This is a genomic window from Psychrobacillus sp. Z3-81, from assembly GCF_056620325.1.
Genome location: NZ_JBWQPU010000011.1, coordinates 115,355 through 130,117, shown reverse-complemented (window position 1 = coordinate 130,117; position 14,763 = coordinate 115,355). Strand labels below are relative to the sequence as shown.

At 37.6% G+C, this 14,763-nt stretch carries 11 protein-coding genes and 1 pseudogene; 4 read left to right on the top strand and 8 right to left on the bottom strand.

The window, feature by feature from the left end:
- Positions 1-333: 333 nt before the first annotated feature.
- The 7 genes and pseudogenes from AC1ECF_RS13025 to AC1ECF_RS12995 form a co-directional block, all read right to left on the bottom strand.
- On the bottom strand, positions 334-1,611 hold the full coding sequence (locus AC1ECF_RS13025) for a hypothetical protein (RefSeq protein WP_480389863.1): 1,278 nt from the start codon (positions 1,609-1,611) through the stop codon (positions 334-336).
- Between the two features lie 544 nt (positions 1,612-2,155).
- Positions 2,156-3,766, bottom strand: a complete 1,611-nt coding sequence (locus tag AC1ECF_RS13020) for an AMP-binding protein (protein WP_480389862.1) — start codon at positions 3,764-3,766, stop codon at positions 2,156-2,158.
- A 9-nt stretch (positions 3,767-3,775) separates the two neighbouring features.
- Positions 3,776-4,555 carry an enoyl-CoA hydratase/isomerase family protein gene (locus AC1ECF_RS13015; protein ID WP_480389861.1) on the bottom strand — a complete coding sequence of 260 codons (780 nt, stop codon included), beginning with the start codon at positions 4,553-4,555 and terminating at the stop codon, positions 3,776-3,778.
- A complete protein-coding gene (locus AC1ECF_RS13010; protein ID WP_480389860.1) occupies positions 4,548-4,955 on the bottom strand; it encodes an acyl-CoA thioesterase in 408 nt (135 codons plus the stop codon). Before AC1ECF_RS13010 ends, AC1ECF_RS13015 begins: the two co-directional genes overlap by 8 nt.
- A 63-nt stretch (positions 4,956-5,018) precedes the next feature.
- Positions 5,019-5,864, bottom strand: a complete 846-nt coding sequence (locus tag AC1ECF_RS13005) for a 3-hydroxyacyl-CoA dehydrogenase family protein (RefSeq protein ID WP_480389859.1) — start codon at positions 5,862-5,864, stop codon at positions 5,019-5,021.
- 243 nt (positions 5,865-6,107) lie between these two features.
- Positions 6,108-7,403 carry a GntP family permease gene (locus AC1ECF_RS13000; RefSeq protein WP_480389858.1) on the bottom strand — a complete coding sequence of 432 codons (1,296 nt, stop codon included), beginning with the start codon at positions 7,401-7,403 and terminating at the stop codon, positions 6,108-6,110.
- Positions 7,404-7,417: 14 nt separating this feature from the next.
- Positions 7,418-8,071: pseudogene (locus AC1ECF_RS12995) on the bottom strand (enoyl-CoA hydratase/isomerase family protein); the annotation flags it as partial.
- 315 nt (positions 8,072-8,386) lie between these two features.
- Here AC1ECF_RS12995 and AC1ECF_RS12990 point away from each other — a divergent pair.
- The 3 genes from AC1ECF_RS12990 to AC1ECF_RS12980 all read left to right on the top strand — a co-directional run bounded on the left by AC1ECF_RS12990 (position 8,387) and on the right by AC1ECF_RS12980 (position 12,066).
- Positions 8,387-9,388 carry a LacI family DNA-binding transcriptional regulator gene (locus AC1ECF_RS12990; protein WP_480389857.1) on the top strand — a complete coding sequence of 334 codons (1,002 nt, stop codon included), beginning with the start codon at positions 8,387-8,389 and terminating at the stop codon, positions 9,386-9,388.
- Between the two features lie 83 nt (positions 9,389-9,471).
- Positions 9,472-10,896, top strand: a complete 1,425-nt coding sequence (locus AC1ECF_RS12985) for an aldehyde dehydrogenase family protein (protein WP_480389856.1) — start codon at positions 9,472-9,474, stop codon at positions 10,894-10,896.
- Positions 10,897-12,066 (top strand): iron-containing alcohol dehydrogenase, encoded by a 1,170-nt coding sequence (locus AC1ECF_RS12980; RefSeq protein WP_480389855.1) that lies wholly within the window; start codon positions 10,897-10,899, stop codon positions 12,064-12,066.
- A 272-nt stretch (positions 12,067-12,338) separates the two neighbouring features.
- On the opposite strand, the gene AC1ECF_RS12975 is transcribed toward AC1ECF_RS12980, so the two are convergent.
- Positions 12,339-13,361: an NAD(P)/FAD-dependent oxidoreductase gene (locus AC1ECF_RS12975; protein ID WP_480389854.1), complete on the bottom strand. Its 1,023-nt coding sequence runs from the start codon at positions 13,359-13,361 to the stop codon at positions 12,339-12,341.
- Positions 13,362-13,729: 368 nt separating this feature from the next.
- Between AC1ECF_RS12975 and AC1ECF_RS12970 the strand changes: the two genes are divergently transcribed.
- Positions 13,730-14,761: an ABC transporter substrate-binding protein gene (locus AC1ECF_RS12970; protein WP_480389853.1), complete on the top strand. Its 1,032-nt coding sequence runs from the start codon at positions 13,730-13,732 to the stop codon at positions 14,759-14,761.
- Positions 14,762-14,763: the final 2 nt, after the last annotated feature.

Genomic DNA, 14,763 nt, shown 5'->3' with positions numbered 1-14,763 from the left:
CGCACGATACTTCAAGGTGCTCTCTCCCATCGCGCGATAGACCCTCTTTTTCGATCGATAGACACCTAAAACCGCGCTCTAGCAATCATTTATCGAGCGGTAGACTCCCCGTTCCGCACGATACTTCAAGGTGCTCTCTCCCATCGCGCGATAGACCCTCTTTTTCGATCGATAGACACCTAAAACCGCGCAGTAGCAATCACCTTTCGAGCAGTAGCCCCCCATAACCGGGCGGTAGCTGCTTTCCATTTAAAACAAATAAAAAAACGTACCTATATGGCACGCAAACGTGAGTCCTTCAGCAATATCTCCAATTGCCAAGGTTTTATTTATTTAAATAAACGCCTTTTCATCTCTCGCTAATCCAATTTGTTTCTCCATGTCTTTAGAAAGTAACGTAAGCTTTTGAATTCTACTGTCAATCCCGAAGATACCAGATTTTAAAAAGCGCTCTTCCATCCTAAACAAAGACTGTGGACATAATTTTCGGTCGTGTAACTGATAGGAAACAAAGGCTCTCTTTCTTTCACCCAGCATTTGTTTTACCTTGCCTTTTGCCTCAAAGTATTCTTTAGTAGAAGGAAGAGATAATGAGGCAGCTAATTCTGCTGCTAGATTTTTTGTTTTCTGATAAGCAGGGATTGCCTCTAACTCCTTGTAGGGGGACTGAAAAAATGAGTCGAAAGTTGACTGAAAGGCATGCATAAACTTTTCCAGACTAGAAATACCTAGTAAATTTACGAAAGGTATACTAAGTAATTCTCTTTTTATCTTGGTTAATCTTCCGCTCCATCTTTCCTCTACATCCATGCTTTCCTCTATTAAAGATTGATAATATTCCAGCATGTACTCTCTGACTACAGAAAAGTACCCTTCAAAATATTCCTTTTGCAACGCTTGCATAGACAAATATACATCAAAAGAGTCCTTTAGCTTCTCTCTCGCTTCATTATAATTATCCTGCCTGCTAGCAAAATCTCTTAATAGTGTCTTCTTTTGAAGCTCTCTTGCTGTTAATGAACCCCATGCTTTCGTAATACTTGTATACTCGGCAATTAAGTCATCCATCTGTTCCTCTATCTCAACAGCGAAAGTCTGCAGATTTTTATACGGCTTATATAGGAGGTGTTTCCATGCTTCAAATAAAGTAAATTGCTCATAGTAGAAATGATGATTTTTCACTATGGTCTCTACGAAAGTGTTTGCTTCTTCTATGTCATGAAAGGAATGAACAAAGGATTGCTCAATTATATCCATTTGTCTCTTTAATTTCTGTTGTTCTTCTATTTTTTCTTTTAATTCCTCTTGAAAAAGAGGAAGCTTTTTATGTATGACTTGGTTTGTACAATACTTATATAAAGACAAGGGAAGCTTTTTCTTGCTAGAAAAGATATAACGATCAACCAGTTGAAAGTGTTCAAAAAGTCTCTCGAAAACCTGCTGCACCATATTATGGTCGATTAATTCCCCTTTAGACAGATCCATCCTTTGCAAATCTTCCATAATCTTAGATAACTTTCTTACTTCTTTCTGAAGATAAATGTCTGACTTTCTCTCTAACGTTGACTGCCATTTTTCGAGCTGGCATCCTAGCTCTCGTTCCCATGACATCCAGTAGCCTCCCTCTAGTTAACATTTTATTGTTTTTACAAATATTGTATCATTTTACATGTAATGTTTCACTTGTTATTTAACAAAATTTCAGAATATTTATAGAAACTATAACAATTGTCTCGCGGGAGCACAGAAAAAACGTAGCCCTAAAAGGACTACGTTTTTCTTTCCCTAAAAAAGGGAATACACTCGGAAAATTTGCGATTGTTATTTCGGTAAATCAAAACTGACAATTCGTCTAAAAGGAACCGTCAACCATCAAGATGCACTTTCTTCAAAAAACTTTCTTTCACTTACAAAATACTAACTGCCGTAACCTAAATATATCGGTTCCCGACGAGCGTACCCTTCGTCAGTAAAGCAAATTTTCCGCCAAGGCTGTGCAATTCTTCCATCGGATTCGTATGGTAACTCATAGTGTACCAGTCCTTTCCTTCGGTAGTTCCGCCTTGTACTATACATATACCCCACATGAAGATGCTCAAACATCTTTTCTATTGAAAATTTTCAGAATTTGTCTTACACAGGAACACACCTATTTCTAAACTTTCTCAGGATCTTTACGTAACAGGCGGCGTAGTAGCTTACCGGAGTTAGTTTTTGGGACACTTTCTATGAATTCGACTTCTCTTGGATATTTATAAGCGGACATTCTTTCTTTGGCCCAGCTGATTATTTCTTCTTCGGTGGCTATTGCACCTGGCTTTAAAACAATAAATGCCTTTACTGATTCACCTCGCATGGCATCCAGGACACCAATTACAGCCACTTCACTAATCTTTTCATTTTTCGCAAGCATCTTTTCTACCTCTTCCGGGTAAACGCTATAGCCGGAACACTTAATCATTTCTTTTGCTCTACCTAGAAAGTACAAAAATCCATCTTCGTCCATAACTCCCATATCGCCAGTTACAAAGTAGCCATCGAAAAATGAATTTTTCGTTTCTTCCTCTCTTCCTTTATATCCTTTAAATACACTTGACCCTTTTACTAAAATCATCCCTTGTTCGTTTATAGGCAGTTCCTCTGCATAGTTATCTATGTTTACAATCTTTAACTCTGTACCTTCAGGTGCCTTACCATTGGCGCCATACTTAATTTGATTTGGTGGTGTTAGTGTATTCCCTGTATGAGTTTCGCTCATGCCATATGCGAATTCCATAAGTGGTATACCCGTGTATTTTTCCCACTCATCAGAAATTTCCTTCGTTAATTGAATTCCAAAGCTCGTAACAATATTTAAGTTTAATGAAGAGAAATCTGTGTTTTTCATCTTTTCCTCATTCATCATTTGTATGTTCATCGGTGTAGTTGTATATAAAATTGTCGCTTTATATCTTTCTAAAGCTTGTAGATAGCCCTTAGGATCAAAGCGTGTAAGTAAAATTATCGTAGACCCCGTAATGAATGGACTCATCATCCCCACCAGCTTCCCAGCAATGTGGAAAATGGGCATAATACTAATAATTTTATCTTCTTCACAGAAATGAAAGTTTCTAGCAACCGCCGTTGCCTGATATTCTGAATTCTTATACGTTAACATCGCCCCTTTAGGAGCCCCTGTGGTACCAGAAGTATAAACAATCAACCCTACATCTTCCGTCATATCGATTTCGACCGAATTGTTAGCATTCTCAAACTCACTATTTTTCATAATATCCTTCCAGGTAACAGTGCCTTCAAAAATAGTGGAATCAATCTTTTCTGGAAAATTCGGATATGGTTTATCCGGCAAATAGTCTTGATAATTAATCAATATTGTATATTGGACCTGTGTTTGCTCTTCCATATTTAAAAAAGTTGGGTAAAGATCAGGAGAAGTTATAAATACCTTTGCTTGTAAATCTGTTAGTTGATAATGTAGCTCCCATTCTTTAAACATCGGATTACAGGGCCCAACTATAGCTCCTATACGCTGAGCTGCATAAAATGCAATGATATATTGTGGGGAGTTCTGTAGGTATAGCGCTACCGTATCGCCTTTTTGAACATTAATACTCTGTAGATAGCTTGCAAATTTAGTAATGTCATCATTCAGCTCTTGATAAGAAATTTCCTTCCCGTAAAAATTAATAGCAGTTTTAGATGGATTGGAGCTGGAGTACTCTGTAATATATTGATCAATCGGTTTGTTTTTCAAATTGTTACCCATAGTAACCCCTCACTTTCCAGTAAATTTCGGCTCTCTTTTTTCTACAAATGCTTGTATTCCTTCCTTATGGTCTTCGGAATGATAAGAAGCAAGCGTAGATAATGTCTGCAATTTAAATGCCTGCTCATAATCCATCCCTGCTGAAGAGTGCATAGCTTTTTTCATAAGACCAATCGCTTTCGTAGCACCTCTTGCGAGTTTATCCGCTAATTGCTGAACACTTTCTTCAAGGTTCTCTAGAGACGTTACTTCATAAATTAATCCCAATTTAAAGGCCGTCTCACTATCAAGCATTTCTCCTAAATACAAATATTTCGCTGCTTGATGATAGCCTATATGCTGTTGTAATAAGTAGGTACCTGAAGCAAAACCACGTAGAACGAAAGGAAGACCAAACTTCGATTCTTCACTCGCTATTATAAAGTCAGCAGCTAAAGCAATTTCAAAGCCAGCTCCGAGAGCATATTTATGAACAACCACAATAATTGGTTTTTCTAACTCCTTCATTGCAAGGACGATTTTAGGATAACCCTCATAGTATTCTTTTAATTTATCACTTGGATTGGGATTAGCTGTAGTACCCATATCCACAAGATCATCGCCTGAGCAGAAAGCACGCCCATTCCCTTTCACTATAACCACTCGCACTAAATCATCTTTTCCAGCATCCTTTAAAGAAGATAAAATGTCTGCAATCATATCGTTATTGAGGGCATTTAACGCATCCGGTCTATTTAATGTAATTGTCGCAATTCCAGCTTCTTTAGCATAAATAACTTGTTTACTCACATTCTACCTCCTTCATCATATGACCTTCTAAGATTCTTTTTATTTCTTCGTTAATTGGTTCGCTACACTGCCGCTCTGAATTGAAATTTACATAAATGGTAGAGGCTGTAATGCATTTTTTATCACTTTGCCAGATTTCTTCATATAATTCTAAACTCGCATTCCCGATGCGCTTAATCCAGCATTTAATCCGTACTTCTTTTCCAAAATATATTTGCGCTTTATACTCAACACAGCTTTTGACAATCACCATTCGCCAATTTTGAAAATCATCTTCCGGATTAAAAACCTTGAATAACTCATTTCTTCCAGCCTCTAACCAAACTGGTATAGTAGTATTATTAATATGTCCTACCCCATCTGTTTCAGAAACACGGGGTTGAATGATTGTTTCGAACATTTATATCACAACCTTTAGTCTATAATTGTGGTTCGGTTATTGTTAAATTGTTTGTTTCTTATTTCATGTGTATTTATAGAATCCTTCACCGCTTTTTCTACCTAGCTTTCCACTTTCAACATATTTTCTTAGAAGTGGGCATGGTCGATATTTTGAATCAGCGAAATCAGTATATAGTGTTTCTAGCGCATGTAATGTAGTATCTAAACCACATTCATCTGCTAGCTTCAGTGGACCAATTGGATGATTTGCTCCTAACTTCATCGCATTATCCACTTCCTCAGCGGGCGTCCCTTCCATTACTAAAAATGCAGCTTCATTCATCATTGGTAATAAAATTCTATTTACAATGAAACCTGGATAATCTTGCGCAACAACTATTTTTTTATTAATTTTCTCCCCGAAATGCTTTATCATCTCTAAAACTTCATTGGATGTAGACAATGATTTCACAATTTCGAGCAAGCTCATTAATGGGACCGGGCTAAAGAAATGCATGCCAATTACACGATCAGGACGGCTTGTAACAGAACCGATTTCAGCAATCGATAATGAGGATGTATTGCTTGCAAGAATAGCATTTGGTTGAATGTATAAATCAAGTTTTTTAAACATTTCCTTTTTCAAATCCATGTTTTCAGGTATTGCTTCTATTACTAAATCTACTTCTCTAGCTTCCTCCAAATTGGTGGAGTACTGAATGTTCTGGTGAATTTGAAGTTCGTCTTGGCGGGTATATTTTTCTCTTTTTAACATCGAACTTATACTTTTTTTAATATTTTGCTTTCCTCGTTCAAGATCATTTTCTGTACGATCCACTAAAATCACTGGAGTCCCTGATAATGCAATAACTTGAGCAATACCACTTCCCATTAATCCGGCACCAACAACCAATACTTGACTAATCATATAAAGCTCCCTCCTGTGCTACATTTTTTATAACTAATGAAACTCCTTGTGCGCCTCTAACTCTGAGTACCAAAGGTTAAACAAAACCTTTTTTAAATATGACCTCTTCTTAGTTTTCTAACAATCTAGTACCGATTTCTCAAAAATTCTCCTATTATATCCTTCTATTTGTAGCAACCATAACTTCTTGTTCATATGATACTTGCAACTAGTCTTCGTGTAAGTAAACTACCAGCAGTCCTTTTATCCCAGTAAGGTGAACAATATAATGGCGATAATAGTGGATATTTGGGTTAATACAACTGCCATACAGGCAACTGGTAAATAAGCTGTTTTAAATGTTTCTTTCGAAATATTCCTAATCGTGGTTACTACATACCCATTATGTGGTAGGGATGCAAGTCCGTCAGAGGACATTACAGATACACGGTGAAGTGCTCCAGGATCAATCCCCATATTTAAATAAATTGGCGATAAAATTGGGAGCGCAATACCTAAGCCACCCGATGCCGAACCAGTTAATCCTGCAATTAAATTAATACAAATTGCCATACTTAATAAAGGAGGACCTGGGATTTGTAGGACTGTATCAACAACCTGAGTAAACCCTGTAGTCATTGCAGCAACTTTACCAAAAGCAATTACAGCTGAGGTATTACACACGGCTATTATTGCATCATTAGCACCTTTCCCCATCACATCCCAAAATTTAGAAAGATGTTTAAACATAATAACTAAAGCTACAATGATTGCAGTAAGCAAGGAAAAAATAGTGGCTGTATTCGCAATAAAATATTGTGAATATGTGATCATACCACCGATTACAACGAGTACTGGTAATAGAGCTTGAACGATACTTGGAAGCTTCTTCTCATCTTGTTCAAGATCCTTATCAGATTCATATGTTACAAAGCCTTCACCACGCTTTTTAGCACGATTAACCATCCAATATAACCAATAGGAGCCTGCCACAAAAGTAAATAATCCTACTACTAGACCAACGCCCAATCCAGAGTATGGAGTAGTTCCGAAAAATTCTGTAGGCATAATATTTTGAATTTCAGGTGAACCTGGTAAATACATGGTAAATGTCACGGACCCAAAAACTAATGCGGCTGGAATAAATCGACGAGGTAAATTAGCTGTTTTGAATAACGAAACTGCGATTGGATAAACAGCGAATCCAACAACGAAGAGAGAGACGCCACCATATGTCATAATGGCACAGGCTAAGACCACAGCCATAATCGCCCCTTTTGGACCAATAATTCTCATAATCCATCTGGCAATCGACTCAGCTGCCCCTGTATCAGCCATGATCTTACCGAAAATCGCACCAAGCAAGAAAATGAGAAAATAAGAAGCAAAATATCCTGTAAATCCTTGCATATAGGTGCCTGTCATCGCTTCTACTACATCGAGCCCAGAAACTAATGCGACAAATACGCTGGCTAAGAGTGCACTTACAATAATATTAACGCCTTGAAATGTCATAAAAATTAATAATGCTAAACCGATTAACAGCAAAACGACGTTCATGAACACTCCTCCAATTATCTTTTAAAAGTTGGCTTTCTCTTTTCAATAAAAGCTTTTATCCCTTCCTTTGAATCTGGGTGCTGAAAGATATCTACAAATAATTTCTTTTCTTGTTCAATGGCAGCCTCAAACGTATTCTTTTCACCGAATAATACAGCTTCTTTTATACTCTTATGTGCCTGTAAGGATTTCTCCGAGATTTCTTGTGCTTTATTTAAAACCATCGCAAACCCTTCGCCAGTTTTGAAAATATCGTTCACAAGAACATATTCAAGCGCCTTCTCAGCAGTAATTGGCGAACCAGTGTACATCATTTCAAGTGCCCTTGCCTTTCCGATTAACCTTGTGAGGCGTTGTGTTCCTCCAGCTCCAGGAAAAATACCAAGGTTAATCTCCGGAACCCCTAATTTTGTATGCTCCTCAGCATAACGAAGGTCAAAGGCCATTGCCACTTCTAACCCCCCTCCCAATGTCATTCCATTAAGAAAAGCGATAGTGGGTTTAGGGAAATTTTCAATATAATTAATAACGTAATGATTCTTGATTACACTTTCTTCAGGACCAGCTGATTCAATCCATTTTGGGAATTCCTTAATATCAGCACCTGCAATAAAACATTTGTCACCTAATCCACGCAAGATAACTACATGTACAGATGAGTCATCAGAAAATTCTTGAAATCACCTTAATAATTCATCCGCTAAATTATTACCCAAAGCATTTACCGGCGGATTATTGATTTCAATAACAGCTGTTTGTCCTAGCATTTGAACATTGAGTAATTGATACATACCATTCCCCCTCCTTCCTCTGTATACGTATACATTTTGTGGTGAGCGTTTACATAATCACTATAAAATCATTAGAACATTCTGTCAATATACATTTCTATCTATATAGTTAGTAAAAAAGAATTGCTTCTTCTTGTTTTTTGCATTAATTTTAAACCAGCTATAGAATATTAGTTGAGTAATGATGGAGGTGTGAATTTGGTAAGTTCAAAAGATGTAGCAAAACGAGCTGGGGTTTCCCAAGCCACTGTTTCCAGGGTTTTAAATTCCCCAGAAGTAGTAAAAAAAGAAACGGTATTGAAGGTTCAGCAAGCAATTGAAGAATTGAATTATATTCCTAATGCAAATGCTAGATCCCTTGTGAGAAATAGAATTGGGACCATCATGTTATTATCTGGCCCATTACATAATCCTTTTTTTGTTGATACGACAAGTGCGATTGTAAATTATGCAAGTAAGGTTGACTACCGTGTTCAAGTACAGTTTGTTCATGATAATAACCTAGAAAAAGCTTATGCAAATGCATTAGAACAAAAGAATGATGGAATAATATTATCCTGTATCCTTGAGGAAGATCCTATCTTTGATAAATTAAAGCGACTAAACCTTCCCTTTATTACATATAACAGAAAACATAAATCAAACGAAAATTTTGTTGAAATTGATAATTTTCATGCCGGCGAACTCAGCTTTCAACATATGAAAGAATTAGATCATAAACATATTGCATGGATTGGTGGACAGCTAAATGTGACTACCTTCAAGAATCGATATGAAGGATTTATTGCTGCAATGAAAAAATCGGACCATGAAATAAATTCACAATACCTGATAAATAATGTAGTGACAAAGAATGATATAGAAGAAGCTTTTTTTCATTTAATTCATCTTCGGACCCCTCCTACCGCTATATGTGCAGCTACTGATTCCATCGCATTGGATTTGATTGATATTGCGAAAAAATCGAACATTCTAATACCAGAAGAGCTTAGTATTATGGGTATTGATAATGTGGAAATCAGTCAGCATGGCATGGTCGAGCTAACTACTATCGGCAGCAAATTCAAGAAAAACTTAGGGTATATTGCTGTTAGAGAACTCATAACTATGATTGAAGAAGAAAATAGTAGTTGCGTTCGAATAACAGAGCCTGTTAAACTTTTTGTAAGGAAGACAACACAGCGGGCAAAATAATCCCTGTGTTTTTCTTTAAATTTAAAATGTATACGTATACATTCTTGGCGTTTACAAACTATACAAACAAGGATGATGAGGGTATGAAAAAATCGTTATACATTAATGGGAATTGGGTAGAAGCCACAAACTATACAACTTTATATTCTCCCTATCAAAATGAGCTATTAGCAGAAATTCCTGTTGCTACACCGGAACAAATTGACGAAGCAATAAAAGCAGCGAAGCAAACGGAAGAAAAAATGCAATCTCTTACTTCATTGCAAAAATCACAAATTCTATTACAAATTTGTCAACAGCTTGAAGAGAGAAAAAACGAAGGTGCAAGAATAATAGCTAATGAAGCAGCAAAGCCACTGAAATTTGCATTGACCGAGATGGAAAGAACAATAGAAACCTATCGTTTCGCTGCTGAAGAAACAAAAAGGCTTACAGGAGAGCTAGTGCCAATGGATGCTGCCAAAAACGGAGCAAATAAACTAGCCTATACACTGCTTAATCCAATTGGAACTGTTGCAGCGATTACACCGTTTAATTTTCCACAAAATTTAGTTGCGCATAAAGTAGGTCCCGCTATCGCAGCTGGAAATACAGTAATTTTAAAGCCTGCATCCCAGACACCACTGTCCGCACTATTTTTAGCGGAAATTATTCATCATACAGATTTACCTAAAGGCGCTTTTCAAGTTCTAACAGGAAGTGGCTCTCAAATTGGTGATCACTTAGTTCTTCATGATGATATTAATATGATTACATTCACAGGTAGTCCTACTGTCGGGAAATCAATAAAGAACAAGGCTGGTCTAAAAAAAGTAGCACTTGAATTAGGCTCAAATGCTGGCTGTATCATAGACAATGGTACCGACCTAAAAGCTATAGCACAAAAATGTGTGACCGGGGCATTTTCTAATCAAGGACAAATATGCATCTCATTACAAAGAATATATGTAATGGAAGACAGCTATCAGGCATTTATTAGTGAAATGAAGGCTTTCACTTCCTCATTAATAATTGGAAACCCACTAGATATAGATACGGATATTTCCTCAATGATTACGACTAAAGAGACAGAAAGAGCGAAGACTTGGATTGATGAAGCAATTAAAATGGGTGCAACAATCGAATATGGCGGAGAAATTGTGAATAATTCTTTACAACCCACTATATTATTAGATGTTCCCCATTATGCACAAATATCTTGCCAAGAAGCCTTTGCACCAGTAGTTATAATTAATAAAATTTCATCGATTGAAGAAGGCATTGCCGAAATTAACAACTCTGTTTATGGCCTTCAAGCTGCTATTTTTACTAACAATCTTTCAAGTGCCTTTGCCGCCTCCAAAAAATTGCATGTTGGTGGAGTAATTATTAATGACGTTCCTACATTTAGAGTTGACCAGATGCCTTACGGTGGGGTAAAGGACAGTGGAACTGGTCGTGAAGGTGTAAAATATGCAATTAAAGAAATGACCGAGATGAAACTTATCGTATGGAATGAGGTGTTTTAAATGTCGGATAAAATAAGCTTTGTAAGTAAAAATCATGTTGGATGGGGTTCCACTCAATTTTTAAACGAGGAAGTACAATTCTTCCACGTAAAAAAAGTATTGGTGATAGCTGACCCCTTTCTAGTGGAGTTTGGAATCGTGGATAAAATCATCAAGCAACTGGACACCAACATCGAAATAAGTATTTATTCGAAAGTGGCTCCTGAACCTACTTTAGCGTTGGGTGAAGAACTCGTTACTTTTACACGTGAGAACAAGGCAGAGTTGATAATTGGCATTGGGGGAGGTAGTGCATTAGATTTAGCGAAAGTTGCCGCTGTACTTGCTACTCAGGACGGGTCTGTCAAAGACTATTTAAATTTAACAGGTACCAAGCAACTTCAAAATAAAGGCCTACCAAAAATTTTAATTCCTACTACATCAGGTACAGGATCAGAGGTAACGAATATTAGTGTATTAGCATTGGAAACAACCAAAGATGTGATAACGCACGATTATCTTCTAGCAGATGTGGCAATAGTCGATCCTGAGCTAACACTTTCTTTACCACCAAGAATAACCGCAGCCACCGGTGTAGATGCCCTTACCCATGCTATTGAAGCATACGTTTCCTTACATTCAAATCCTATTACAGATGCTTTAGCAATAAACGCTATTCAATTAATCAGTAAATCTCTCAGAAAAGCCGTTTGGGATGGCACAAATGTTCAAGCACGTACTGACTTAAGCTACGGAAGTTATTTAGCAGGACTTGCATTTTATAATGCCGGCGTAGCTGGAGTCCATGCATTGGCCTATCCACTAGGAGGGCAATTCCATATTTCCCACGGTGAATCAAACGCAGTGCTGCTCCCTTATGTGATGGACCATATACGCCTGAGCTGTAAAAAACGAATGACAGATATTTATGCTGCTATGGGCTTTAATCCAATTCAGCTTTCAGAAGAAGAAGCTTCTCTAAAATGCGTGGAAGAACTAATCCGTTTAATAAAAGATATTGAAATACCAATTACCCTACAGGAATTCAACATCGCAGAATCCGACTTACAAGCTTTAACCCAAAACGCACTACTTCAAAAAAGGCTACTAGCAAGATCGCCAATGCCCTTGTCAGAAAAAGATATTTTTCATATTTATGAAGCAGCGTATCAAGGCCAACAATCCACTTAAATAATAACTTGGAAGTAGATGATTATTGTTGTGTCTGACCCCGAGAAAGAAACATTCAGAATTGTGTCTGACACAGGGACAGACACAACTCCCCAGCCTAACAGAATTCAGGGGTGTTCTTTCAATTCACTTCTTCTATAGTGAGTATATTTTGACGGGTTGAAAATCTCTATACAAGAAAATGCCTTTCCGAAAAAGTCGGAAAGGCATTTTCTTGTACTTACATATCAAATTGTAGCCTTTTTTCAGAATTGTGTCTGACACAGGGACACCTACACAGTCAATACTTCTCTATTCCGCTCCTCGAACTTCTCGTTATGAGAAGAAACCATTGCATAGCTTGTAGCATCTGGCTCAAGATATTTCTTCGCACTATTAACAGCAAGGACGGCGTCGCTAAATGTTCCAACCAATAGATACACCTTATCAGCATAGGCAACAATATCCCCTACCGCATAAATGCCTGGAATAGATGTTTTACATTGCCCCTCGCTATTAAACTGCTGATGTTCGTTACGGTCAGGCATAATAGTATCGCAGAAGTCTAATGATACTTCTCGGTTATAGCCATGACAAACAAGTACTTCTTGTACATTCATTTCATATTCCAACTCATTTTCATTTAACACAACACGTTCTATCGCAGTTCTATTCTCATTGGAGATCAGTTTTGTCATTTCAGTATTCAGACGAATATCCACTCCATGCGCTGCAAGCTTTTTCACTTGTGCTTCATGCGCCTTTAGTTCCTCGCTTCGATAAATAACCGTTAATTTTTTGGCTACTGGAAGAAGCTCTACGGCCCAGTCTATTGCCGCGTTCCCTCCACCGGAAATTAACACTTCTTTATCCTTAAAACGCTGAATGCCACTAATCGTGTAATGTAGATTTGTCATCTCAAACTTTTCAGCGCCTTCTAGCTCTAACTTAATCGGCTCGTAGATGCCGCCTCCGATGGCGATAATAACAGATTTGGAATAATGCTGTTCACCTGTATTTGTGGAAATCACAAAATACTCTTCCTCTTTATCAATACGCTCAACCTTTTGGCTTAAACATATAGTAGGTTCAAATGTCTTTGCTTGAGCAACCAAATTATCAATAAAATCCTTTGCAAGAATCGGCGGTTGCCCCCCTACATCCCACAGCACCTTTTCTAAAAAGGTATTCACCTTCCCACCAAGAAACGGATGGAATTCAATAATCTTTATCTTCATATCACGCATTCCGCTATAAAAAGCACTATACAAGCCAGCAGGTCCACCACCAATAATCGTCACATCATATAATTCCATCTCGAACACTCCATCTACATTTTTTGAATACCATCTATTAATAGAAATAACCTTTACTTTGTAAGCTAAATTTCTGTCATCGGTCATATTGAGAACATTTCTCACTAAGACTACCCAACAATCTCCTAAAAGTCAATCTAATTGATAAACATTCTCAAAAAAGATTTTAGAATCCATCGTAACCCAGGAACGCAAAAATTTCTGAATCTATCCTCACACAGGTAAAGACACAATTCTGAATCTTTTCTCACACAGGGACAGACACAAAAAAACGTTGACACCCGCCGAAAAATCCGTATGATAGAGACAGAGAGTGATAATGAGAATCTTTATCATTTAATCAAAAATTATGAAGTGAGGAAGTTACGATGAAAAAATCATTATTCTTACTAATTCTTTCGATGCTGGTGCTTACACTCGCTGCTTGTGGTGGCGATGACAGCGCTAAGACAGAAGAATCTACAAATACAAACGATACAGAAACAACTAGCGAGTTCCCTATTACAATTGAGCATGCTTTCGGTGAAACAGTAATCGAAGAAAAACCTGAGCGTGTAGCAACAATCGCTTGGGCTAACCACGATGTGGCTTTAGCATTAGGCGTTGTGCCAGTAGGTTTCTCTGCTGCTAACTACGGTATCCAAGACGATTCCGGATTATTACCATGGACTGCGGAAGCGTTAAAGGAACTTGGTGAAGATTCACCAAACGTGTTCCAAGACACAGATGGTTTAGATTTTGAAGCGATTGCAGACAGCAATCCAGATGTTATTCTTGCTGCATACTCTGGTATCACACAAGAAGAGTACGATACATTAAGCCAGATTGCTCCTGTTGTTCCTTATGAAGAAACTCCTTGGGTAACTCCATGGCGCGACCAAGTGTTATTAAACGCAAAAGGTATGGGCATGGAAGAAGAAGGGAAGCAACTAATCGAGGACACTGAAAAATTAATTGCAGAGAAAGCAGAAGAATACTCTGTGATCAAAGGGAAAAAAGCAGCATTCGGTATGTTCAACACATCCGACCTATCTAGCTTCTACATCTACACACCTGCTGACCCACGTGGTGAGTTCTTAACAGACCTAGGGATGGAGTACCCTGAAGGAATCCAAGAATTCATTACAGATGACAGCTTCTATATTCAATTAAGTGCTGAAAACGCAGATGCTTTAAATGATACAGAGTTATTTATTATGTATGGTGATTCCAATACATTAGCTGCTTTACAAGCTGATCCAATCTTAGGGAAGGTGCCTGCTATCGCTGCTGGTAACGTTGTAGTAATTGAAGACAATACACCGTTAGCTGCTGCTGGTAACCCTAACCCACTTTCTATTCAATATACAATTGACGAATACTTAACTTTAATCTCAGACGTAGCAGAAAATATTAAGTAATC

What these genes read in the sequence shown, in the direction of transcription:
- AC1ECF_RS13025 (WP_480389863.1), bottom strand. Translation starts at nt 1,611, where the DNA reads ATGTCATGGGAACGAGAGCTAGGATGCCAGCTCGAAAAATGGCAGTCA.
- AC1ECF_RS13020 (WP_480389862.1), bottom strand. Translation starts at nt 3,766, where the DNA reads ATGGGTAACAATTTGAAAAACAAACCGATTGATCAATATATTACAGAG.
- AC1ECF_RS12985 (WP_480389856.1), top strand. Translation starts at nt 9,472, where the DNA reads ATGAAAAAATCGTTATACATTAATGGGAATTGGGTAGAAGCCACAAAC.
- AC1ECF_RS12980 (WP_480389855.1), top strand. Translation starts at nt 10,897, where the DNA reads ATGTCGGATAAAATAAGCTTTGTAAGTAAAAATCATGTTGGATGGGGT.
- AC1ECF_RS13010 (WP_480389860.1), bottom strand. Translation starts at nt 4,955, where the DNA reads ATGTTCGAAACAATCATTCAACCCCGTGTTTCTGAAACAGATGGGGTA.
- AC1ECF_RS13005 (WP_480389859.1), bottom strand. Translation starts at nt 5,864, where the DNA reads ATGATTAGTCAAGTATTGGTTGTTGGTGCCGGATTAATGGGAAGTGGT.
- AC1ECF_RS12970 (WP_480389853.1), top strand. Translation starts at nt 13,730, where the DNA reads ATGAAAAAATCATTATTCTTACTAATTCTTTCGATGCTGGTGCTTACA.
- AC1ECF_RS13000 (WP_480389858.1), bottom strand. Translation starts at nt 7,403, where the DNA reads ATGAACGTCGTTTTGCTGTTAATCGGTTTAGCATTATTAATTTTTATG.
- AC1ECF_RS12975 (WP_480389854.1), bottom strand. Translation starts at nt 13,361, where the DNA reads ATGGAATTATATGATGTGACGATTATTGGTGGTGGACCTGCTGGCTTG.